Source organism: Arthrobacter sp. P1_D4 (assembly GCF_056406115.1).
The window spans coordinates 545,867-566,492 of record NZ_JBFUAU010000002.1 but is presented as its reverse complement, the minus strand read 5'-3'; the positions used below and the strand labels follow the sequence as shown (position 1 = coordinate 566,492).

At 64.4% G+C, this 20,626-nt stretch carries 23 protein-coding genes and 3 pseudogenes; 15 read left to right on the top strand and 11 right to left on the bottom strand.

Features of this window, described 5'->3' with window-relative positions:
* The first annotated feature begins 4 nt into the window (after nucleotides 1-4).
* Both ctaD and AC1D0A_RS03660 read left to right on the top strand, forming a co-directional pair.
* Nucleotides 5-1,726, top strand: coding sequence for an aa3-type cytochrome oxidase subunit I (ctaD, locus tag AC1D0A_RS03665; protein WP_223917347.1), 1,722 nt, complete (start codon nucleotides 5-7; stop codon nucleotides 1,724-1,726).
* Nucleotides 1,723-2,076, top strand: a pseudogene (locus tag AC1D0A_RS03660) (cytochrome c oxidase subunit 4); the annotation flags it as partial. The gene ctaD and the pseudogene AC1D0A_RS03660, both read left to right, overlap by 4 nt.
* 173 nt (nucleotides 2,077-2,249) lie before the next feature.
* Here AC1D0A_RS03660 and AC1D0A_RS03655 read toward each other — a convergent pair.
* Nucleotides 2,250-2,543 carry an HPr family phosphocarrier protein gene (locus AC1D0A_RS03655; protein ID WP_028276727.1) on the bottom strand — a complete coding sequence of 98 codons (294 nt, stop codon included), beginning with the start codon at nucleotides 2,541-2,543 and terminating at the stop codon, nucleotides 2,250-2,252.
* 273 nt (nucleotides 2,544-2,816) lie between these two features.
* Here AC1D0A_RS03655 and AC1D0A_RS03650 point away from each other — a divergent pair.
* Nucleotides 2,817-3,596: pseudogene (locus tag AC1D0A_RS03650) on the top strand (GntR family transcriptional regulator); the annotation flags it as partial.
* A gap of 42 nt (nucleotides 3,597-3,638) precedes the next feature.
* Here AC1D0A_RS03650 and qcrB read toward each other — a convergent pair.
* The 4 genes from qcrB to ctaE all read right to left on the bottom strand — a co-directional run bounded on the left by qcrB (nucleotide 3,639) and on the right by ctaE (nucleotide 7,980).
* Nucleotides 3,639-5,315 (bottom strand): cytochrome bc1 complex cytochrome b subunit, encoded by a 1,677-nt coding sequence (qcrB, locus tag AC1D0A_RS03645; protein ID WP_028276729.1) that lies wholly within the window; start codon nucleotides 5,313-5,315, stop codon nucleotides 3,639-3,641.
* The gene (gene qcrA, locus AC1D0A_RS03640) at nucleotides 5,293-6,366 is read right to left on the bottom strand and encodes a cytochrome bc1 complex Rieske iron-sulfur subunit (RefSeq protein ID WP_028276730.1); all 1,074 of its coding nucleotides are present in this window, start codon (nucleotides 6,364-6,366) and stop codon (nucleotides 5,293-5,295) included. Before qcrA ends, qcrB begins: the two co-directional genes overlap by 23 nt.
* 100 nt (nucleotides 6,367-6,466) lie before the next feature.
* Nucleotides 6,467-7,255 (bottom strand): cytochrome bc1 complex diheme cytochrome c subunit, encoded by a 789-nt coding sequence (gene qcrC / locus AC1D0A_RS03635; RefSeq protein WP_028276731.1) that lies wholly within the window; start codon nucleotides 7,253-7,255, stop codon nucleotides 6,467-6,469.
* Between the two features lie 86 nt (nucleotides 7,256-7,341).
* A complete protein-coding gene (gene ctaE / locus AC1D0A_RS03630) occupies nucleotides 7,342-7,980 on the bottom strand; it encodes an aa3-type cytochrome oxidase subunit III (protein WP_173403075.1) in 639 nt (212 codons plus the stop codon).
* A 148-nt stretch (nucleotides 7,981-8,128) separates the two neighbouring features.
* On the opposite strand from ctaE, the gene trpD reads away from it, so the two are divergent.
* On the top strand, nucleotides 8,129-9,190 hold the full coding sequence (gene trpD / locus AC1D0A_RS03625) for an anthranilate phosphoribosyltransferase (RefSeq protein WP_476945212.1): 1,062 nt from the start codon (nucleotides 8,129-8,131) through the stop codon (nucleotides 9,188-9,190).
* Between the two features lie 74 nt (nucleotides 9,191-9,264).
* Here the strand turns inward: trpD and AC1D0A_RS03620 are convergent, their stop codons facing one another.
* On the bottom strand, nucleotides 9,265-9,546 hold the full coding sequence (locus AC1D0A_RS03620; protein ID WP_028276733.1) for an Lrp/AsnC family transcriptional regulator: 282 nt from the start codon (nucleotides 9,544-9,546) through the stop codon (nucleotides 9,265-9,267).
* 88 nt (nucleotides 9,547-9,634) lie between these two features.
* On the bottom strand, nucleotides 9,635-10,078 hold the full coding sequence (locus AC1D0A_RS03615) for a DUF3054 domain-containing protein (protein ID WP_476945211.1): 444 nt from the start codon (nucleotides 10,076-10,078) through the stop codon (nucleotides 9,635-9,637).
* Between the two features lie 82 nt (nucleotides 10,079-10,160).
* Between AC1D0A_RS03615 and AC1D0A_RS03610 the strand changes: the two genes are divergently transcribed.
* The 3 genes from AC1D0A_RS03610 to AC1D0A_RS03600 all read left to right on the top strand — a co-directional run bounded on the left by AC1D0A_RS03610 (nucleotide 10,161) and on the right by AC1D0A_RS03600 (nucleotide 11,509).
* Nucleotides 10,161-10,694: a VOC family protein gene (locus AC1D0A_RS03610; protein WP_476945210.1), complete on the top strand. Its 534-nt coding sequence runs from the start codon at nucleotides 10,161-10,163 to the stop codon at nucleotides 10,692-10,694.
* A gap of 96 nt (nucleotides 10,695-10,790) precedes the next feature.
* On the top strand, nucleotides 10,791-10,946 hold the full coding sequence (locus AC1D0A_RS03605; RefSeq protein ID WP_156945122.1) for a hypothetical protein: 156 nt from the start codon (nucleotides 10,791-10,793) through the stop codon (nucleotides 10,944-10,946).
* A gap of 170 nt (nucleotides 10,947-11,116) precedes the next feature.
* A complete protein-coding gene (locus AC1D0A_RS03600) occupies nucleotides 11,117-11,509 on the top strand; it encodes an SHOCT domain-containing protein (RefSeq protein WP_043436041.1) in 393 nt (130 codons plus the stop codon).
* A gap of 48 nt (nucleotides 11,510-11,557) precedes the next feature.
* Here the strand turns inward: AC1D0A_RS03600 and AC1D0A_RS03595 are convergent.
* The 3 genes and pseudogenes from AC1D0A_RS03595 to AC1D0A_RS03585 form a co-directional block, all read right to left on the bottom strand.
* Nucleotides 11,558-12,222 (bottom strand): annotated as a pseudogene (locus AC1D0A_RS03595) (response regulator).
* 46 nt (nucleotides 12,223-12,268) lie between these two features.
* Complete coding sequence (locus tag AC1D0A_RS03590) at nucleotides 12,269-12,655, bottom strand: hypothetical protein (RefSeq protein ID WP_243177419.1); 387 nt, start codon at nucleotides 12,653-12,655, stop codon at nucleotides 12,269-12,271.
* Between the two features lie 106 nt (nucleotides 12,656-12,761).
* The gene (locus AC1D0A_RS03585; protein WP_476945209.1) at nucleotides 12,762-13,046 is read right to left on the bottom strand and encodes a hypothetical protein; all 285 of its coding nucleotides are present in this window, start codon (nucleotides 13,044-13,046) and stop codon (nucleotides 12,762-12,764) included.
* Between the two features lie 162 nt (nucleotides 13,047-13,208).
* Here AC1D0A_RS03585 and AC1D0A_RS03580 point away from each other — a divergent pair, with 162 nt between their 5' ends.
* The 5 genes from AC1D0A_RS03580 (at nucleotide 13,209) to AC1D0A_RS03560 (ending at nucleotide 17,735) form a co-directional block, all read left to right on the top strand.
* Nucleotides 13,209-13,598: a VOC family protein gene (locus AC1D0A_RS03580; protein ID WP_243177421.1), complete on the top strand. Its 390-nt coding sequence runs from the start codon at nucleotides 13,209-13,211 to the stop codon at nucleotides 13,596-13,598.
* Between the two features lie 121 nt (nucleotides 13,599-13,719).
* A complete protein-coding gene (locus tag AC1D0A_RS03575; RefSeq protein ID WP_243177422.1) occupies nucleotides 13,720-14,910 on the top strand; it encodes a Fic family protein in 1,191 nt (396 codons plus the stop codon).
* 67 nt (nucleotides 14,911-14,977) lie between these two features.
* Nucleotides 14,978-15,739: a MerR family transcriptional regulator gene (locus AC1D0A_RS03570; protein WP_476944473.1), complete on the top strand. Its 762-nt coding sequence runs from the start codon at nucleotides 14,978-14,980 to the stop codon at nucleotides 15,737-15,739.
* A 115-nt stretch (nucleotides 15,740-15,854) separates the two neighbouring features.
* Nucleotides 15,855-16,301, top strand: coding sequence for a cupredoxin domain-containing protein (locus AC1D0A_RS03565; RefSeq protein WP_243177424.1), 447 nt, complete (start codon nucleotides 15,855-15,857; stop codon nucleotides 16,299-16,301).
* A 60-nt stretch (nucleotides 16,302-16,361) separates the two neighbouring features.
* A complete protein-coding gene (locus AC1D0A_RS03560) occupies nucleotides 16,362-17,735 on the top strand; it encodes an FAD-binding oxidoreductase (protein ID WP_476945208.1) in 1,374 nt (457 codons plus the stop codon).
* 46 nt (nucleotides 17,736-17,781) lie between these two features.
* Here AC1D0A_RS03560 and AC1D0A_RS03555 read toward each other — a convergent pair whose 3' ends face one another.
* Complete coding sequence (locus AC1D0A_RS03555) at nucleotides 17,782-18,834, bottom strand: S66 family peptidase (protein ID WP_476945207.1); 1,053 nt, start codon at nucleotides 18,832-18,834, stop codon at nucleotides 17,782-17,784.
* A gap of 121 nt (nucleotides 18,835-18,955) precedes the next feature.
* On the opposite strand from AC1D0A_RS03555, the gene AC1D0A_RS03550 reads away from it, so the two are divergent.
* The 3 genes from AC1D0A_RS03550 (at nucleotide 18,956) to AC1D0A_RS03540 (ending at nucleotide 20,375) form a co-directional block, all read left to right on the top strand.
* Nucleotides 18,956-19,285 carry a hypothetical protein gene (locus tag AC1D0A_RS03550; RefSeq protein ID WP_476945206.1) on the top strand — a complete coding sequence of 110 codons (330 nt, stop codon included), beginning with the start codon at nucleotides 18,956-18,958 and terminating at the stop codon, nucleotides 19,283-19,285.
* 160 nt (nucleotides 19,286-19,445) lie between these two features.
* Complete coding sequence (locus AC1D0A_RS03545) at nucleotides 19,446-19,685, top strand: hypothetical protein (RefSeq protein WP_243177428.1); 240 nt, start codon at nucleotides 19,446-19,448, stop codon at nucleotides 19,683-19,685.
* Nucleotides 19,686-19,886: 201 nt separating this feature from the next.
* Nucleotides 19,887-20,375: a GNAT family N-acetyltransferase gene (locus AC1D0A_RS03540; RefSeq protein WP_476945205.1), complete on the top strand. Its 489-nt coding sequence runs from the start codon at nucleotides 19,887-19,889 to the stop codon at nucleotides 20,373-20,375.
* Nucleotides 20,376-20,626: the final 251 nt, after the last annotated feature.

Below are 20,626 nucleotides of genomic sequence, written 5' to 3'. Positions count from 1 at the left end.
CGACGTGGCAACTTACACTCAATCCGCCGGGATCCTCGAGGCTCCCGTAGTACCGAAGTCCAAGGGACGCATCGTCGTCAACTGGATCACCTCGACCGACCACAAAACGATCGGGTACATGTACCTGATCGCGTCGTTCATCTTCTTCTGCTTCGGCGGCATCATGGCGCTGCTGATCCGTGCCGAGCTCTTCGAGCCCGGCATGCAGATCCTGCAGACCAAAGAGCAGTACAACCAGCTCTTCACCATGCACGGCACCGTCATGCTGCTGATGTTCGCGACGCCGCTGTTCGCCGGCTTCACCAACGTCATCATGCCGCTGCAGATCGGTGCCCCCGACGTCGCCTTCCCGCGACTGAACGCACTGGCCTTCTGGTTCTTCCTCTTCGGCTCCACGATCGCCGTCTCCGGGTTCATCACCCCGCAGGGTGCCGCGTCGTTCGGCTGGTTCGCGTACGCGCCCCTGTCCAACACGACGTTCAGCCCCGGCGTGGGCGGCGACCTCTGGGTCTTCGGCCTGGCGCTCTCCGGCTTCGGCACCATCCTCGGCGCCGTCAACTTCATCACCACCATCATCTGCATGCGCGCCCCGGGCATGACCATGTGGCGGATGCCGATCTTCACCTGGAACGCCCTCGTGACCTCCATCCTGGTCCTGATGGCCTTCCCGCCGCTGGCCGCCGCGCTGTTTGCCCTCGGCGCCGACCGCCGCTTCGGTGCGCACATCTTCGATCCCGAGAACGGCGGTGCCGTCCTCTGGCAGCACCTGTTCTGGTTCTTCGGCCACCCTGAGGTGTACATCATCGCGCTGCCGTTCTTCGGCATCGTCTCCGAGATCTTCCCGGTCTTCAGCCGCAAGCCGATCTTCGGCTACAAGGGCCTGGTCTACGCGACCATCTCCATCGCCGCCCTGTCCGTGACTGTGTGGGCCCACCACATGTACGTCACCGGCTCGGTCCTGCTGCCGTTCTTCTCCTTCATGACGATGCTCATCGCCGTTCCGACCGGTGTGAAGTTCTTCAACTGGATCGGCACCATGTGGCGCGGTTCCATCACGTTCGAGACCCCCATGCTGTGGAGCATCGGCTTCCTGGCGACGTTCCTCTTCGGCGGCCTCACCGGCATCATCCTGGCCTCGCCGCCGCTGGACTTCCACGTCTCGGACTCCTACTTCGTGGTGGCGCACTTCCACTACGTGGTCTTCGGCACCGTCGTGTTCGCCATGTTCGCCGGGTTCTACTTCTGGTGGCCCAAGTGGACCGGCAAGATGCTCAACGAGCGCCTCGGCAAGATCCACTTCTGGATGCTGTTCCTGGGCTTCCACGGCACCTTCCTGATCCAGCACTGGCTCGGCGTCGAGGGCATGCCCCGCCGCTACGCCGACTACATGCCGCAGGATAACTTCACGTGGATGAACCAGTTCTCCACCATCGCCTCGTTCGTCCTCGGCGCCTCGCTGATTCCGTTCTTCTGGAACGTCTACATCACCTGGCGAAGCAACGAGCGTGTGGAAGTTGACGACCCGTGGGGCTTCGGTGCCTCGCTGGAATGGGCCACGTCTTGCCCGCCGCCGCGTCACAACTTCACCTCCCTGCCCCGCATCCGCTCCGAGCGTCCTGCCCTGGACCTGCACCACCCGGAGCTCTCCCAGTCCTACACCGCGGATTCGCCTGCTCCGGCAGCAGCGGCTCTCGGTAACGCCGACCAGAAGGACACCGCCAAGTGAAAATCGAATCAAGGATCTTTGGCTTCGGCGTCTTTTTCTTCGTGCCCGTTGCATTCATCTACGGGTACCTGACCAACTGGACTGAATGGGTGGGCGCACTGGCCATCCTGCTGGTTGGCGGACTCGCCGGCATGATCGGCGCTTACCTCGGCTTCACCGGCCGCCGCGTGGGCATGCGCCCCGAGGACCGCAACGACGCAGAGATCCACGAAGGCGCCGGCGAACAGGGACACTTCAGCCCCTGGAGCTGGTGGCCGCTGATGCTGGGCCTGTCCTGCGCCGCAGGGTTCCTCGGCCTGGCCGTGGGTTGGTGGATCGTCTTCATCGCCGGCGGGATGGCAGTGGTCGCAGGCCCCACCAWTGGTGGGGCCCGCCGTCGTTTGTCTTGGTTCCTGCGTTCCCGCCGGCCGGGTGCGGCGCGTCCCCGCACGCCCAGCCCGCCTGCGCAGCGTCCCGCCTGCGCAGCGTCCCGCCTGGAGGGCGGCACCGCACTGCGGGCCGCGGAATGGGAGCGGGGAGGCCCTCAGGCGGCCGCTGCCGATTCCAAGAGGATCCGGAGTTCCTCCAGCGCACCCTCGGCCTCTGCGGGGCTGCAGGATGCCGGGAGGGCGTCCGCAGCGACGGCCAGCTCCACCTCACAGCCGCACTCGAAGTCCTCGGTCATGACCTCCAGCAGCGAGCGGGCGTCGACGCCTGGCCTGCCGTCCTTGCTGATGGTCACCGGGAGGCCGGTCGCCGTGACCGCCCGGACAAATACTGCCGCCGGCCGGGCGTGGAGGCCGATGGCGGCCGTGACGATTGCCTTGCGAACTGGCAACGGGACTCCCTCATGCTGGTGTTGTTCTGTACGTGTTGCTGCTGCACGGGCTGGCCACGCGACCGGTGACCAAGATGGAGGGCGTCCGGCAGGCAGTCCGTCAGACCGGGCGGGCGGCATTGCCCCGGCCACGGCCTGTACCTACAAGGGTAGCGGCGGGGGAGTACCCGGCACGACTTGAGTCGGCGGCGTGGTCTAGACCTGCCGCGTCACGGGCTTACCCTTGAGATATGAGTGTATTTCCCGCGCCGGGCCGCAACCGGAGGGTGGACCATGGCGTCCACTAACGCGTCCAAGATGATTGGCGAGATCGACCGTCAGAGCGGGGTGCCGATCTACGTGCAGTTGCGCGAGATCCTCCGCGCGCACATCGCCGCCGCGTGCCCGCCCGGATCTGCGCTGCCCTCCGAACGGGACCTCGCCCAGCGCTTCGGCCTCGCCCGGATGACCGTGCGCCAAGCCATCGATGCCCTCGTAGGTGAGGAAGTGATTGAACGCGTCGTGGGCCTGGGTACGTTTGTGCGCAAACCCAAATTGGATCTCCAGGTAAAGCTGACTTCCTACAGCGAAGAGATGCAGCGCCGCGGCATGGTCCCGGCCGCCAAGGTCCTGAGCTTCGAGCAGATTGGCGCCAGCGCCTTCCTGGCCCGTGAGCTGCAGTTGGAGGAGGGGACACCCCTGGTCCGGTTCCGGCGCCTCCTGCTGGCCGACAACGAACCGATGAGCGTGGATGAAAACTTCATCCCGGCCCACCGGGTTCCCGGCCTGCTGGACGGCGAACCGCCCACATCGCTCTACAACGTGCTGAGCGAACGCTACGGGCTGGTGATGGAATGGGGTGAGGACATGATCGAGGCGACGGCTGCGTCGCCGTCCACGGCCCGTCTCCTGAACGTCGAGGTCGGAACCCCGCTGCTCAAGATCCAGCGCCACGCGTTCGTGGCCCGCGCGATGGTGGACTACTCCGTGTCCTACTACCGGGCTGACCGCTACAAGCTCTGGGTGCCCCTGCAGCGCCCTGGCGTCCGGCCCACCCGGAACTACGGGCCCGGTCCCCAAGGGGACCGGGCCTTCCTGCGTGGTGCTTGGTGCCGCCTAGTGGCTCAGCGACTTCGACTCAGCGGTTTCAATCGCTTCGTGGGCGCCGTGGTGGCCGTGAGCGGCCTCCAGCTCTGCCGGAGTGGCCGGGGCAACCCGGTCCTCGAAGAACCAGCGGGACAGCTTCGCGCGGCGCTTTTCCTTGCGGTCCACGACGCCGTGCTCGTTCGGCACCGCAGGCAGCGGGGCCGGTGACTCGAACCCGACCAGCTTGTAGCGCTTGTATTCATCCAGCGGGGCGTGGACCTCGATGAACTCGCCGTGCGGCAGGCGCACGATGCGGCCGGTTTCACGGCCGTGCAGGGCAATCTCGCGGTCCTTGCGCTGGAGCGCCAGGGCGACCCGCTTCGTGACGATGAACGCGATAACCGGGCCGATGAAGAACAGTGCGCGCAGCCAGTAGGTGACATCGTTCAGGGCCACGTGGAAGTGGGTGGCGATGAGGTCCGAGCCGGCCGCTGCCCACATGACGCAGTACCAGACGAAACCGGCCATGCCGATTGCCGTACGGGTAGGAGCATTGCGGGGGCGGTCCAGGACGTGGTGCTCGCGGTTGTCCTTGGTGATCCAGCGTTCAATCCACGGGTAGGCGAACATGACCGTGAAGAGTATGCCCGCCGGGACGAGTGCCGGCAGCAGCACGTTGAACGTGAACATGTGGCCGAACCAGATCTGCTCGACCTTCCAGTCACCGATCGTGCCCGGCATCAGGCGGAGGGCGCCGTCAACGAAGCCGATGTACCAGTCAGGCTGGGTGCCTGCAGAAACCGGGGAGGGGTCGTACGGGCCGTAGTTCCAGATCGGGTTGATGGTGAAGAACGCCGCCATGATGGCAACGACACCGAACACGATGAAGAAGAAGCCGCCGGCCTTCGCCGCGTAAACCGGTCCCAGGGGGTAGCCGACGACGTTGCCGTCGTTGCGGCCCGGGCCGGGGTACTGCGTGTGCTTGTGCACAACCACCATGAAGAGGTGCATCACGATCATCAGCAGGATGAGCGCGGGAACCAGGAGGATGTGGAGCATGTACAGGCGGCTGATGATCATGGTGCCCGGGAACTCGCCGCCGAATAGGAAGAACGAGGTGTAGGTGCCGATGACCGGGATGGACTTGATGACGCCGTCGATGATGCGCAGGCCGTTGCCGGAGAGCAGGTCATCGGGGAGCGAGTAGCCGGTGAAGCCTGCGGCCATGGAGAGGATGAGCAGGACGCTGCCCACCACCCAGTTCAGTTCGCGGGGCTTGCGGAATGCGCCGGTGAAGAACACGCGGAGCATGTGTACGGAGACAGATGCGACGAACAGCAGGGCTGCCCAGTGGTGTACCTGGCGCATGAACAAGCCGCCGCGGACATCGAAGGAGATGTTCAGGGAGGAGCTGTAGGCCACCGACATTTCAACGTTCTTCAGCGGCGTGTACGAGCCCGCATAATGCGTCTCCGCCATGGACGGATCGAAGAAGAACGTCAGGAACGTGCCCGAGAGCAGCAGGATGACGAAGGAGTACAGCGCCACTTCGCCGAACATGAACGACCAGTGGTCCGGGAAGACCTTCCGGCCGAATTCACGGAGGATTCCGGAGCCGCCAACACGCTGGTCGACGAAATCGGTGATGCGGCCGCCTGTAGTTTTGGCGACGAAGACAGGGGCATCAGGCGTTGTTGTTGAGGACATGCTGCTCACGCTCCCAGTAGGTCGGTCCAACGGGTTCATGGAAGTCGCTCGTGGCGACGAGGTAGCCCTCAGCGTCGACTGCGATAGGCAGCTGGGGGAGAGGGCGGCTGGCCGGGCCGAAGATAACCTTGCACTGCTGGGTCAGGTCGAAGGTTGACTGGTGGCACGGGCACAGCAGGTGGTGGGTCTGCTGTTCGTACAGGGCAACAGGGCAGCCAACGTGGGTGCAGATCTTGGAGTATGCAACGATTCCGTTGTAGGCCCAATCAGCGCGCTCGGGGGAGGGGTTGAGCAGTGCGGGGTCCAGGCGCATGAGCAGAACGACCGATTTGGCCTTCTCGTTCAGCTTTCCTTCGCTCAGCTCGTTCAGCCCTTCGGGGATGACGTGGAACGCGGAGCCCATGGTGACATCCGCAGCCTTGATGGGGGTGCCATCCGGGTCGCGGGCCAGCCGCTTGAGCCTGCCGTCCGGGGCCGGGGCCCACAGAGTGTGGGCCAGCTTGTCGTCCGGCCGGGGGCCGAGGTCACCGAAGATGGCCAGGGCCGGCAGGGGGGCGAGGGCGACGGCGCCGAGCAGGGTGTTGCGGATCAGTGGCCGGCGCTTAATGCCGGTTTCCTCGACGATGTCATCGACGATGCGCACGGCAGCCTGGCGGTCTTCCTCAGTGCGGATCGCGTGGCGCTCTTCCGAGACCTCGTGGTCCGGCATAAGGGCCTTGGCCCAGTGGACGATACCGGTGCCGATGCCCAGCATCGCGAAAGCGGTGCCGATGCCCAGCAGGGCATTCTGGAGGCGGATCGTGGCGATCGCCGAGTCTTGCCCCAGATCGATCGCGAAATACGCCACCAGGAATATCAAGGTGCCAACGACCGAGATGCCGAACAGAAGGGCTACCTGCCGTTCTGCCTTTTTTGCGGCCTTCGGGTCCGTGTCAGCCAGGCGCAAACGGTGCGGGGGAATTCCAGGATCCTGGAACTTCTCCACCTCATTCTGACCAGCCGTAGCTACGGTGCCCGAGTCGTTCGGACCGCCGTCACTATGGTTGCCCATAATTCGCCTCATCCTTCTCTCGTCTCGGCGAGTGCCGAGTTAGGTTTCAATTCAAACTGCTGACGGGTCAGCAGAAAATTCTTACAGGTGCAAGGTCCGCTTATGAAGTGCGGGAAGTCAGCCAAATGGTGAACGCGATGATGACGCCCAGCCCGGCGATCCAGACAAAGAGACCTTCGGAGACCGGTCCCAAAGCACCAAGATCGGCGCCGCCGGGTGAACCGTTGGCCTCAATCTGCTTCAGGTAGGTGATGATGTCGCGCTTTCCCTCGGGGGAGATGTTCGCGTCACTGAAAACCGGCATGTTCTGGGGGCCGGTGACCATTGCTTCGTAGATGTGCTGCCCGGAGACACCCGCGAGGGCAGGGGCAAACTTGCCCCGGGTCAGTGCGCCGCCTGCAGCGGCGGCGTTGTGGCACATGGCGCAGTTGGTGCGGAACAGCTCTCCACCGTTGGCGGCGTCGCCCTTCTCATCGAGCACGCCTGCCTCGGGGATGGCCGGGCCGGGGCCGAGGGAGGCAACATAAGCAGCCAGCTGCTTGGTCTGTTCCTCGTTGAACTGGGCGGGCTTCTTGTAGGCCTGCGGGCCGTTCATCTGCATGGGCATGCGGCCGGTGCCGACCTGGAAGTCAACAGCGGCGGCGCCGACGCCCACAAGGGACGGCCCGGCCTGCGAACCACTGGCACCCATGCCGTGGCAGGTGGCGCAGTTGGCGGCAAAGAGCTTGCCGCCTTCCTCTACGTCGCTTGCGCTATAGGTGGTGGTGTCGGCCTTGGCCTGGTTGACGGTGGTGGCAACGGCGTACAGCCCACCCGTGACCAAGAGGCCCATCAGCAGCAGTGCAATTGCTGCCAGTGGGTGACGTCGCTTCTGCGAGAGTGCCTTCACGTGGTGGTTCCTTTATTCGATCCTGCGGTGGCTCCGGGAGCCGCTTCTTGAAATTCTGCCTCTTGTAGAAAAAGAGTCAAGTCTGACTACTTGAGGACGTAGATGACCAGGAAGAGGCCAATCCAGACGACGTCCACGAAGTGCCAGTAGTACGAGGTGACGATCGCTGAAGTTGCCTCAAAGTGTCCGAACTTCTTCGCGGCGAAGGAGCGGCCCATGATGAGCAGGAAGGCAATCAGACCGCCGATGACGTGCAGGCCGTGGAAGCCCGTCGTTATGTAGAAGGCCGAACCGTAGGCGTTGGAAGACAGCGAGACATGCTCGGAAACAAGCATGGCGTACTCGGTCGCCTGGCCGGCGACGAAGAAGGAACCCATGAGGAACGTCAGGATGAACCATCCGTTCATCCCCCACTGGGTGAAGCTGAAGCGTCCGCCGGTTCGGCGCGGCTGGAGCCGCTCGGCAGCGAAGACGCCCATCTGGCAAGTAAAGGAACTTGCCACAAGGACGATCGTGTTAACGAGCGCAAACGGGAAGTTGAGCTTGGCTGTCTCTTCGGCCCACATCAGTCCGGAAGTCGAACGGAGTGTGAAGTACATGGCGAAGAGACCGGCGAAGAACATCAACTCACTGGACAGCCACACAACGGTTCCAACAGAAACCATGTTCGGGCGGTTCAGCGTCGGGTGCGCCGGGGTACTGGGGGCATGGGTCGCAGATGTCACATAGACATTATGTCTATAAAAGTCCGTCCTGCCCAACGCAAACCGCGTTTTCGGAGGACTTTTTCTACAAAGACGCGAATTCGCGCGGAAAAGTTCCCGGCGGGGTTCACATTGGTCTTTGCGGGGCCGACCTCGATAGCATCGGGAGGTGACTTCACAGGCATCTGCACAGGCGGCAGGCAACACCTGGCCGCGGCTCATCAACGCACTCATCAGCGGTGCCGACCTCACTGCCGGGAGCACTGAGTGGGCCATGAATTCCATCATGTCCGGTGAGGCGACGCCGGCCCAGGTGGCGGGTTTCCTGGTGGCGCTGCGTGCCAAGGGCGAGACCGTGGATGAGCTGGCCGGCCTGGTGGAGGCAATGATCGCCAACGCCAACCCCATTGACATTGCCGGTGAGAAGCTGGACATCGTGGGCACGGGCGGCGACCAGCAGAACACGGTCAACATCTCCACGATGGCCGCCCTCATCGCCGCGGGAGCGGGGGCCCGGGTGGTCAAGCACGGCAACCGGGCATCGTCGTCCTCGTCGGGATCCGCCGATGTCCTGGAGGCCCTCGGCGTCCGGCTGGATCTCCCCATTCCCCGCGTGGCACTCAACGCCGAAGAGGCGGGAATCACGTTTTGCTTCGCCCAGGTGTTCCACCCCTCCATGCGGCATGCCGCCGTCGCCCGCCGCGAACTCGGCGTGCCGACGGCGTTCAACTTCCTGGGCCCCATGATCAACCCGGCACATGTCCAGGCGTCGGCGGTGGGCGTCGCCAATGAGCAAATGGCCCCGCTGGTGGCCGGAGTGCTGGCCAAGCGAGGCAGCCGCGGCCTGGTTTTCCGCGGCAATGACGGCCTGGATGAGCTCACCACCACCGGCCCGTCGCGGGTGTGGGAGATCCGCAACGGTGAGGTAACTGAAGAGATGTTTGATCCACGCGATCTGGGCATCCGGACGGCCACGCTGGAGGAGCTGCGCGGCGGGGACGCGGTAGACAATGCCGCCGTCGTCCGGGCTGTCCTCGGCGGTGCGCCGGGGCCGGCCCGCGATGCGGCCCTGCTCAACGCCGCGGCCGGGCTGGTGGCATTCGACCTCGACGCCGTGGGTCCGCTGGCGGAGCGCATGGCCGCCGCGTTCAACCGCGCCGAGCAGTCCATTGAATCCGGCGCCGCGGCCGCGGTGCTGGACAGGTGGGTCGCCCTGTCGCAGACCGCCTAAAGATCATATGAGACGGGCCCGGCAGATTTCTGCCGGGCCCGTCTCATGTGAGCTGGTCGCAATTCGGTTGTTCGCTACTGCTCGAATCCGAGGGCAAAGGCCGCATCGAGGTCGTGCTGGGAGTAAGCGCGGAACGCGATCTGCGTAGTGGTGTGCGCGACGCCGGGAACCTTCGAGAGCTTGTCCGCGATGACGTCCGCCAGGTCCTCGTGCTTGGCGACCCGGGCGATGGCGATCAGGTCCCACTCGCCCGTTACGGAATAGACCTCGCTGATGCCGGCGATGGCGGAGATTTCCTCGGCGGTCTCCGGGATGCGTGAAGCGTTTGTCTTGATCAGGACGAATGCGGTGACCACGTGTGAACCTTTCCGGATCGGTTGCGCCGTTTGCGGGCCTGTCGGCGGCCCTTGCACGGGCACTGCCATCTTCTGCAAGCCTAGTGCATTAGGCCTGGCGGCGGCGTGAACGCAACCGCCGAACGCCCGCGGCCACAAGGCGGTAACCCAGGAGGAAAACGGCCAGGCTCAGCAGGGCCACGATGATGAAGGGCAGCACCACCGTCTGCCCGGTGAGGGCACGCAGGATCATCCCGACGCCGACGGTTCCCAGCCAGACAGCGACGCCGGCGGGCCACACCCGCAGGGGGTCATGCCACAGCCGCAGGACCAGCCATGCCAGTGCCGCGCCTGCCAGGAACGGCCACGCCGTCGCAAAGACGCCGGTGATAATTTCCCCGCGCTGGTGCGCGTCGCGCCCGATCGCCGCGAAGAGCAGAATCAGGAGTGCATCCGCGCATGCGGCCAGGGCTGCTGTCTGCGCGGGCCGGAGGCCGGAATGGGGAACGTCCGGGGCGGACGGGCGGGGGCGTCTGGGGGTTGGAGAAGGCATACATCCAAGCCTAGTCCCGTCCGGATGGGCTCCGGGCGGGCACCGTTGTGTATGAAGTCACCTCCGGGCTAGGCTCGGCCCCATGCCGCTGATCGCCGCCGGAGTCTGCCGGCGGCACGGCAAACGCAAGGGGAGCGCTGTGAGCGAAAAGATCACCACCTGCCTGTGGTTCGACAGTCAGGCCGAGGAAGCCGCCGAGTACTACGTCTCCATCTTCGACGGCGGCAAAATCCTCGATGTCTCGCGGTATGGCGACGGCGGTCCCGGGCCCGCCGGCCAGGCCATCACCGTTCAGTTCCTGCTTGACGGGCGCACCTTCACGGCATTGAACGGGGGTCCGGCCTTTACTTTCAATGAGGCAGTGTCTTTTGTGATCGACTGCGCGTCGCAGGAGGAAGTGGACCGCTACTGGTCGGCCCTGACCGACGGCGGCCAGGAAGGCCAGTGCGGCTGGCTCAAGGACCGGTACGGGGTCTCGTGGCAGGTGGTTCCGGCCGTGCTGGGACAACTGCTCGCCGGCCCCGACCCCGACGGCGCCCAGCGTGCCATGCAGGCAATGCTCGCCATGCGCAAGCTGGACATCGCCGCCCTGCAAGAGGCCTACGACGGCGAATGACGCCCCTGGTCCGCGTGGCCCCGGGGGGACCCCCGTCCGTGATCCCGGTCGGCGTGGCCCCCCGACCCAGGGGCTGTCCGCACATATGATCGTGGCATGAGTAGCGACGCCGTTCCGGAGGCTGGTGTTCCGGTGCAGCTGGATCCTCAGTTGGACGGCCAGCTGAGTATTAACGACATCCTGCTCGAACTTGGCCAGGCTCCCGTGGTGCACCCCTCGCCGGATGCTGCGAGTGAGCTGCATTTCTTTTAGGCCCGCCGCTTCCGGTTCCGCCATCCCGCGCCTGCTCCGCACTTCCTTCTGCTGACCCCGCACAGTGGCGCTCCCGCGCTGAATTCGGGCCCTTTGGTCCTAACGGCGTACGGCCCGGGGGGCTAGTTTGGCGCTTAAGGATGCCAGCAGGGCGTCCTCAGAACGGAAGGATGGCTCCCGTGGAGCAATTCTGGAACTTCATTTGGCTGTTCTTTTGGTCATTCGCGTTCATCGCGTATCTTTTCGCGCTGTTTGCAGTTATCTCGGATATTTTCCGGGACCACGAACTCAGCGGTTGGCTCAAGGCTGTGTGGATCATCTTCCTGGTCTTTGTGCCGTTCCTCACGGTTCTCGTGTACCTGATCGCGCGGGGCCGCAGCATGGCCGAGCGCCAGGCCCGCAGTGCCCAGCGGGCCGAAGCCGCAACAACGGAATACATCCGCTCCGTGGCCAAGTCGTCCCCCTCCCAGGAAATCGCAAAGGCCAAGGAACTCCTCGACGCCGGCACCCTGACCCAGGCCGAATTCGACGCCGTAAAGGCCAAGGCGCTGAGCCAGGCCTGACCGTCCCGCTGCGTCCTATAGGTGCATTTCTCGCCATCGGACCAGCAGTCAGTTCGGCCGCCGGTAGCTGGCCAGGCCATGTTCGTAGGCGAAGATGACGGCGTGCACACGGTCGCGCAGCCCGAGTTTCATGAGGATGCGGCCCACGTGGGTTTTGACTGTTGATTCCGCCACAGTCAGTGGTTCCCCGATCTCGGTGTTTGTAAGTCCCAGGGCAATGGCCGAGAGTATTTCCCGTTCCCTCTGTGTCAGTGATGCCACCGCTTCATCACCCGCGGCCGGGGGACCGGAGGGAAGCCTTTGGCTGAAGAGGTCCAGCATCCGGCGGCTGACCCGGGAGGAAATGGCGGCGTCTCCTCCGGCGACGGCCCGAAGGGAAACGAGCAACTCAACTGGCCCCACATCCTTGAGCAGAAAACCACTGGCACCGGCCCGGAGGGCCGCGAAGGCATACTCGTCGAGATCGAACCTCGTGAGGACAATGACCCGTGAGTTCGGGCACTCCTCCACAATGCGCCGGGTCGCGGCAATCCCATCCGTGCCGGGCATTCGCACATCCATCAGCACGACGTCCGGCGCCAGAGCTCGACACATGTCGACGCCACTGCTGCCGTCAGCGGCTTCACCGGCGACTTCCACGCCGTCCTGGGCTTCCAGGACCATGCGGAAGCCCGTCCGGACAAGTGTTGGTCATCGACGAGCAGCACCCGGATCGGCCGCGTGGACGAGGCAGCTACGGCTTCCAACACCGGCACGAGATCAGTGGAGTGCGATGACCAGGTAGAGGGCTGCAAGGGCGATCGTGGTGGGGGTCATGACGAAGCGTTCGGGTTTGCTCCGGGAGATTGCGTTCATAAGGACTCCGAGCACGAAGTATGCCGTCAGCACCCACACGGTGATCGCAGTAAATGATTCGCTGACCAACAGCGGGACAAAGCCGGACTTGGCCAGCGCCGCATAAGCGAAGAGGGCATACAGGGGAATGGATGCTGCGCTCCCGATTCTGAGTTTGGCCGGGAGGACGCGGTGTTGTCCGCCCCACGCCATTCTCCCCAGCGGTGCTCCGGCGATCAGCGCCACCTGGAAAACAGCCAGGCCGGCCAAGAGTGCGCAGGCGAGTATTGCGGAAAGCTGGTCCAACAGCATCTGGATCCATCCCCTTGTCGAGTCCTAGGCAGCAACGCGTGTTGCGCCGTGCGATGCACGCCGTGTTGTGGTGGCTGTGGAGAGCATATTCGTGAACCCGGTGCAATTACGGGACCCGCAATCCGCGCCTTTCACCCACCACGTTGAAGAGGCCGACGGCGATCGTCGGCCGGAACCAGGGGAGGAGGGCGTTGAGTCCGACGGGAATATCCGAGGCGGCGAAGGACTGGTCAGGTATCTGGGCTGCCGCCGCCCCCTGCCACCCCGGGTAATTCATCAGCCGACCGACTCGCTCTGCTTCGGCCGTGCCGGCCAGGTCCTCCAAGACTTTCAGGGCGCCGGGGATGCCGGAGGTTACATCGGCCCCGAGGACACTCCTGAACAGGGACAAGTGGTACCTGGGTACTACCCGGGCGCTCCATCGGATGCTTCCTGTACGTCGCAGATTGCACGTTCCACTCCGCGGTGACCGACCAAAATCTGGCATCAACTGTAGGGCGCGCCGTTGATCCACGGCCTGTGCGCAGCAGGAATCAGGGGTACTCTGAGCCGCATGGAGATGCGCCTCGAGGTAGTACAAGTACCCGTCAGTGACGTGGACAAGGCCAAGTCGTTCTATACGGACCGACTCGGGTTCGTTCTGGACCACGACGTCGAATACATCCCGGGAATGAGGGTCGTGCAACTCACGCCACCGGGCTCCGCCGCCTCTATCGTCGTCGGCACCGGAATGACCAGCATGCCGCCGGGCAGCCTGGAGGGCCTGCAACTGGTGGTCCCCGATATGGCGTCCACGCGGGCTGAGCTGCTTCGGCGGGGAGCGGAAATCAGCGAAGTCCAGGACATGGGTGGAATCGCCTTCGCCTACTTCAGCGACCCGGATGGCAACCGCTGGGTGCTGCAGGAAGCCACGCGGCCGGACATGAGGGAAGCCGGCTCCTAGGGCTGGACGATCAAGGGCAGCGCGCCCCGCCGAGGGGTTTTCCTAAGCACGCGTCGCGTTATTCATGCTTAGCCCCTAAAATCTAAATAGTAGGGTGACTATTTAGACTTCCGGAGGATCCATGACCCGCTGGCCCGCGCACGGCAGCAAGATGATGCCCTGGAAGTCGTCCGGGCGGCCGCCGCGCGAAGACCGGGAATTCACCGAGGTGGTGGTCTCGCTGCCACCCTTGATCGCCGGGAGCTGGTTCGATCCGGGGCGTGAGACCATCGTCGCCCTGGAAGAGGCCGCCGTCGCCATCGCGTCCCTGGACGTCACTGCCGGTACGCGGATGGCCGCCATTAGCGGGTTCCTGCTCCGCAGCGAGGCGGTCTCCTCCTCCAAAATCGAGCACGTCAACGCCAACCGCGATGACTACGCCAGGGCCATGATCGGGCTCAAGGCCAGTGATGACGCCCGCTCCATGGTGGCTGCCGCCGACGCCGTACAAGGGATGATCGACGACGCCGGGCGAACCGGCGAGATCCGGCTGGAGGCAATGCTGGCCGCCCATCACACGCTCATGAAGAACGACCCGATGGACGGCCCACACGCCGGCCGGTTCAGGGAGGTTCAGAACTGGATCGGCGGCAGTGACCATTCACCGCGGGGCGCCATCCACGTCCCGCCCCCGCCGGAGCTCGTGCCGGACCTGATGGAAGACCTGATCGTCTTCTGCAACCGCAGCGACGTGCCGATCATGGCGCAGGCGGCGGTCGCGCACGCCCACTTCGAGTCCATCCACCCGTTCACCGACGGCAACGGCCGGATCGGGAGGGCACTCATCGGGGCGATTTCCCGGCGTCGTGGGCTCACCAGGAACACCGTCACCCCAATCGCGTCGGCGATGGTTGCCGACGTCGACACCTACTTCAGCCTGCTCAACAACTACCGCTCCGGTGATGCCGATCCGTTCGTGCTCTACCTGGCCCGTTCCGCCATCCGCGCCTCGGATGCCGCCCGCGAATCCGTCGCCGCCCTCGATGCGCTGCCGGCGATGTGGCTGGAGCTGGCCAGGCCACGCAGAGGATCCGCGGACGAGAAGATCATTCCGTGGCTGCTGGAGCGACCCGTATTCGAGGCCCACAGCGCAGCCCACATTGCCGGCGTCGCCGAAAGCTCCGTGTACGCCGCACTGCAGCGGCTCTCCACCGCCGGGGTCATTACCCCCGTCACCCAGTCCAAGCGCAGCCGTGCCTGGGCGGCGACCGAAGTCCTCGACGAGGTGGACCGGCTGAACAACCGGCTGGCCGACGTCGGGAAGACTGGCTGACCGGACCGGCCAGCCGGGCCAGTAGGTTCTTGATCCTCACGCGGGGTGAGGATCTACGGTTGTTCACATGACAGAGACGAGCGGTGCCGCAGGTCAATGGAGCATCGGCGAACTTGCCAAAGCGTGCGGCGTCACGGTCCGGGCGCTCCATCACTACGACGAGATTGGGTTGCTGTCGGCAGGCCGGCGGACGGCTTCCGGCCACCGCCGCTACACCGAGGAAGATGTCCGGCGGCTCTACCGGATCCGGTCGCTGCAGATGCTCGGCCTCCCGCTGGCCGAAATCGGCGTTGCACTGGGAACCCCTGCCGATGACATTGGCTCGCTGCGCACGCTCCTGGAAAGGCAGTTGCTGCATCTTAGCCAGCACGCCGAGCAGGTCCAGGCGGTCCAGGACCGGATACGCGACCTGCTTTCACGTATCGACGGGGCCACCATGCCGGTGCCGGAACAGTTCATGGCAACTTTGGAGATGATCACCATGCTCGAAAACTACTTCACACCAGAACAGCGCCAGGAACTGGCCGGCCGCAGAGCCGAACTTGGCAGCGACAGCATCGAGGCCGCCAAAGTCCGGTGGGCCGCATTGGTCGAGGAGGGTCTCAAGCATGTCGAAAACGGGACGCCGGTATCCGATCCGTCCATCCGGGAATGGGCCACGGCATGGGACGAAATCGGATCCATGTTCCACGCAGGCGAAGAGACCAAAGCCGCTGCCCGTTCCATGTGGCAGGACAATAAGACTGCCCTCAGCGCCGATCTGCCCTGGACCCCGGAGCAACTGGCCGGACTCATGGCCTACCTGCAAAAGGCCAGGACGCAGCCCTGATGGCCCGTGCTCTCTGTCGGAGCTTTTCAGCGGTGCTTTTTGATGGTGGCGGATGCAGAATGGAAAGAAGCCGGGCTGATTTCTCAGCCCCCTCCAGCGTTGAGGACGGCACATCATGACGAGCAACAAGACACGGACTGCACTTGTGTTGGCAACGGTACTGATCGGGCTGAGCGGCTGTGCCGGAGGCGGCGGAACGCAGGCGTCGGCCCCTGCCACGACCGCCGGGACCTCGCCCAGCATGTCGATGGAACCGTCTGCCCCGGCCGGCTCCACTTCGGGGCCGGGAAGCGGGGCGGCGAACGCCGCCGCCGCGACAATCACGATCAGCAACTTCGCCTACGAGATCCCGGGTGCGGTGGCTCCCGGGGCGGAGGTGAAGGTGATCAACATGGACACCGCAGAGCACACGGTAACCGCGGACCAGAATGCGACCCTCTTTGATGTCGAGGTCAAGGAAAACGGCGGCACGGCCACATTCAAGGCACCTTCCGAACCGGGGACTTACGCCTTTCACTGCAACTACCACCCCAACATGCACGGCTCATTGACGGTCAAATGAGCGCGGCGCCGCCGGCCGGCGCGCGTCCTCGACGATCTCGAACGAGAAAGGTGCCGTGGCGTGGCTTTCCGGACCCCCGCACCGTCGCTTGACCCATCCGCCGTCGATGGCCTGGGTTCGGCGCTCCGGGGCCGGCTGTTCCGGCCCGGAGACGCCGGCTACGACGACGCCCGGAAGGTCTTCAATGCGATGATTGACCGCCGTCCGGACGTCGTTGTCCGCCCTGCCGACGCCGAGGATATTCGCCGTGCCGTGAACTTCGCCCGGGAAAATGATCTCCCTGTCTCTATCAAGGGCGGCGGCCACAACGTGGCAGGGAACGCCGTCGGCGCCCGCGGGCTCATGCTGGATTGCTCCGGCATGAAGAACGTTCAGGTCGACGCCGAACGGCGCGTCGCCTTGGCTGGAGCGGGTGCGCTCCTGGTCGACCTTGACGTCGCCACCCAGGCGCACGGCCTGGCCACGCCGCTCGGAGTTGTGTCGGTTACCGGCATCGCCGGTTTGACCCTCGGAGGTGGCATCGGCTGGCTCAACGGCAAACACGGGCTTGCTTGCGACAACGTGCTGGCCGCCGACATCGTGACTTCGGATGGCAGGTTGTTGACGGCGAGCCCCGACCAACACACAGACCTCTATTGGGCCATCCGCGGAGGCGGCGGCAACTTCGGTGTTGTCACGTCTTTCACCTATCGTTTGCATCCCGTCGGACAGGTTCTTGCCGGAGCGCTCTCATTCCCGGCCGAACGGACAAGGGAGGTCCTGGGCTTTTATCCCGGATTCGCCGCTTCGTGCCCCGACGAACTCTCGATGTCGGCCAGTCTGGGGTGTGACACCTCAGGACGCCCTGTCTTCGGCATCGGCGTCTGCTGGAGCGGCGCGCATGATGAGGCGGAGCTGGCGCTCCGGCCCCTGCGCGACCTCGGCCCAGATGTGGACGCGGTGGTGCCCACCGATTATGGCGTTTGGCAAAGCGCCCACGACGGCGGCTTTCCGCCGGGCCGGCACCACTATTGGAAATCGAGCTTTTTGACTGACCTCACCGCCGACGCCATCGATGTCCTGCTCCAGTTTGCGGCCGAGATGCCTTCAGCGGCAAGCGGCATCGGAATGCAACAACTGCACGGTGTGGCCGCTCGGGTTCCCCCGGCGGCGACGGCATTTCCGCATCGCCGGTCCCAGAGCGAACTCCTCATCCTGGGCCAGTGGTCCAAGCCGGCAGAAACGGAGCGCCACGTCGGCTGGGCCCGCGCCTTCTTCGAAGCGATGCAGCCCTTTGCCGCTAGCGGGGTGTACGTCAACGATCTTGGCCAGGAAGGGGAGGAACGGGTGAGGGCAGCCTACGGCGCCAACTACGACCGGCTGGCCGCCGTCAAAGCCGCATATGACCCCATCAACCTCTTCCGATCAAATCAGAACGTGCGTCCGACCGCATAGGAAATGAAGATGACCCGACGTGTGCTCCTGGCACTGCCTGCCACGATCAGGCATAGCTGGCTGTAACCGTCCTGGCTTCGCCGTCGAGTTGGATTCGACCGCCGTAGGGGAGGATCCACTGCGGGCGGGTGTGCCCGAAGGGAACCCCGATGCAAACGACGGCGGCCGGGTTGTATCGGGCGATTTCGGTGCTGACCGCATCGCATTGTGCGGCGCGGAGCCGAGCCCGTTCGGCGGCAGACGGAACCTGTCCGTGGCTGCTGACTGGAGGCCTGGCGACCAGCACGCCGTCGACCGCCCCCAGGACACCACGCTCGCCGAGCGCTCGAACCCATCGCTTGACCCAATCTGCGGGAGCCAGCAGTTCGCTGGTTTCGAGGATCAGGATTGTGCCCCGGAGCGCGTCGACGGAGGGCAGCCTGTCGGCGATGGCGAGCTGGTCGAGGACTTCGATGCAGCCACCCCAGGTGTAACCGGAGACCGTGCGTCCGGGACCTGTCCACGTCCAGGGTTCGGTGGGTTCGCGGTCGCCGTATTCGACGAGTGCCCGCGGCTCGAGCCAATCCGGCCCGAAGTCCTCCGACTCCCCGGGATCGGTGATCTCGAGCTCGCCTCCAGTGAGCAGCGCGGCCCGCAGGGAAGCGAGGTGGACGTCGTCAGCACCCGGCCCGGCGCCGAGGTGGACCTGGGTCGACCCTCCGTGATATCCGCGTATCCCGAGTGACCACAGCCAGTTCAGCAGGTTGGTGTTGTCGCTGTATCCGACGAAAATCTTTGGATTCGACCGCACGGTCGCCTCGTCGAGATGAGGTACGACCGTGATCTGGTCGTCGCCGCCGATGGTGGCGAGAATCGCGCGGATGCTGGGATCGGCGAACGCCGCATTGATGTCCGCCGCCCGTTCCCCGGGACTGGAACCGAGCTTGCGCGTCGTCGGGAATTCCACAGGGATCAAACCCGTGGCCGATGTGAGCCGCCGCATCGCCTGCTCATGCACGGCCGGGGCGAATCCGGGGGCGGCGAACGACGGGGAGAGAACCGCGACTCGATCGCCCGCATTGAGCTTCGGGGCGGACAGTTTCAGCTGCGAATGATCCATGCACTCATCGAACCAGACGGGGCGTGGTTCGAGGCAACCCGACGACCCGACGTGCCGGTGCAGGATCCTCCAACGTGCTGCGGAGGAGGCGAAGACCAAATAGCGGTGCCGATGAGAAATCTTGTGGGTCAACGCCGGATCTGGCGCGCATCCATTTTCGGTATTTGGTGCAGCCAGTGCGGTAGGCTCCGATTCGAACCTTGGGGGACTGATGCTGAACTACTTTCGCGAAACGCAAGAGGCGAGATTTGCAACCCGTGCACGCCGGATCTACGGCTACGTCTCCGTCGGCTTCGTTGTTGCTGTCGGGGTCTTGGTGATTGCCGGCCTTGCACCGGTTTGGACGTCCTGGACGATCCTCGGCGTTTCTTGCGTTCTGGACGCTTTCCTGACCCGAAAGTGGATCAGAGAAGACGCACTCAGGGCTTATCGAAGCGACCGGACCGGCTGACATCGCCTCGGCGGTGGGCAACGGGCAATGCATTACCGGCGGCTGCAACGGCCACGACTGAGACTAAACGGGGGAAGTTATGGACAAACGTCCGTCAAGCCGCAATGGAAAGCCGTCAGTCGGGTCCCTCGTCCAGCTGGCCCTCAGTCTCTGCGCGTTGGTGGCAACCAGTGTCGCGGCCATCCTGTGGAATCCGATCGACGCAGACTTCATCAATCGCGCCGACAATGCAGGGTGGGACGAATCTATGCTTCTCCCGCACCAAATGGAACTCTCGCTCGTCCTCAACGCGTCAGTTCTGGCAACGTTTGTCGTCGTCGTGACCGCAATCATTGGCGTGCTGGCCTCACGCCGGCGGCCCAACGCCACGCAGCCCGCAAATCCGTCCGCTATTGCCTGATCCGTCCCGCCCAGGGTTCCCGGCCCGATATTCCGAAGGTCTCAATGGACTCGTGAACGGTGGCCCGAAAGTTGGAGCCGCAATTTCGCGTGGCTCTAGCCTGCGGCTTTTTGGTCATTGGCAGTCCAGAATTCACCATGTAGTTTCGAGCCGGCGGAGGTCGGCGTCTGACTGATTTCAGACGGCTGGAATACTGGGGAAATGACTCTCGCTGAACTGGAACTGCCTGGCGGCCCATTCACCATCAGGAAAGCTCAATCATGTGATGTGGCTTCGATTGTTGGGCTTCTGGCTGCCGACCAGCTCCGGGCCTCTGTCGACTCGATTGCAATCGAGCACCGGCATCCCTACGATCTTGCTTTCCAGGCAATTGATGAGGACCCCGCGCAGCTTCTTCTCGTAGTTGTCTCAACCGAAAATGAAGTGGTTGCGACCATGCAACTGACATTCATCCCCGGCCTCGCCCGAGGCGGAGCTACACGACTGCAGATCGAGGCAGTGCGGGTCCGGTCTAATCTTCGGAGCAACGGCCTTGGAGGGGCGATGATTACGTGGGCGATCGCTGAAGGGCGCCGGCGTGGCGCAAGGCTGGTTCAGCTTACATCTGACGAGTCCAGGGTCGCAGCACACCGGTTCTATGAGCGTCTTGGCTTCGAAGCGTCGCACGTGGGCTTCAAACTGTCCCTCTGAGATTTGCGTCGCGACGGTAGGCGGCGCAGTTGTGCCGTGGGTAGTGGCCGAGGGGAGGGCTCCCGAACGGCCTCACTCGTCCCGCTCCAATCCTCGGCACAATGGGGGCGCCCCGATGCTATTGGGGGATGCATCGGGGCGCCTCCCACCACCATAGGCGGAGGCTTGTTCAAGTTCAAAAGTGACGGCGGCGGCCGCCGCGAACTCACTGGGATCGCCATGGCGGACAGTCCAGGCCGGGGGTCTGTGCC

Bases quoted from the DNA above. Each gene is read 5' to 3' on its own strand.
- qcrA (WP_028276730.1), bottom strand. From the start codon at position 6,366: ATGGGCAACCATAGTGACGGCGGTCCGAACGACTCGGGCACCGTAGCT.
- AC1D0A_RS03555 (WP_476945207.1), bottom strand. From the start codon at position 18,834: ATGGATCATTCGCAGCTGAAACTGTCCGCCCCGAAGCTCAATGCGGGC.
- AC1D0A_RS03600 (WP_043436041.1), top strand. From the start codon at position 11,117: ATGGCTCCCGTGGAGCAATTCTGGAACTTCATTTGGCTGTTCTTTTGG.
- AC1D0A_RS03540 (WP_476945205.1), top strand. From the start codon at position 19,887: ATGACTCTCGCTGAACTGGAACTGCCTGGCGGCCCATTCACCATCAGG.
- AC1D0A_RS03580 (WP_243177421.1), top strand. From the start codon at position 13,209: ATGGAGATGCGCCTCGAGGTAGTACAAGTACCCGTCAGTGACGTGGAC.
- AC1D0A_RS03565 (WP_243177424.1), top strand. From the start codon at position 15,855: ATGACGAGCAACAAGACACGGACTGCACTTGTGTTGGCAACGGTACTG.
- AC1D0A_RS03605 (WP_156945122.1), top strand. From the start codon at position 10,791: ATGAGTAGCGACGCCGTTCCGGAGGCTGGTGTTCCGGTGCAGCTGGAT.
- AC1D0A_RS03575 (WP_243177422.1), top strand. From the start codon at position 13,720: ATGACCCGCTGGCCCGCGCACGGCAGCAAGATGATGCCCTGGAAGTCG.
- AC1D0A_RS03615 (WP_476945211.1), bottom strand. From the start codon at position 10,078: ATGCCTTCTCCAACCCCCAGACGCCCCCGCCCGTCCGCCCCGGACGTT.
- AC1D0A_RS03570 (WP_476944473.1), top strand. From the start codon at position 14,978: ATGACAGAGACGAGCGGTGCCGCAGGTCAATGGAGCATCGGCGAACTT.
- AC1D0A_RS03590 (WP_243177419.1), bottom strand. From the start codon at position 12,655: ATGCTGTTGGACCAGCTTTCCGCAATACTCGCCTGCGCACTCTTGGCC.
- AC1D0A_RS03610 (WP_476945210.1), top strand. From the start codon at position 10,161: ATGCCGCTGATCGCCGCCGGAGTCTGCCGGCGGCACGGCAAACGCAAG.
- qcrB (WP_028276729.1), bottom strand. From the start codon at position 5,315: ATGTCCTCAACAACAACGCCTGATGCCCCTGTCTTCGTCGCCAAAACT.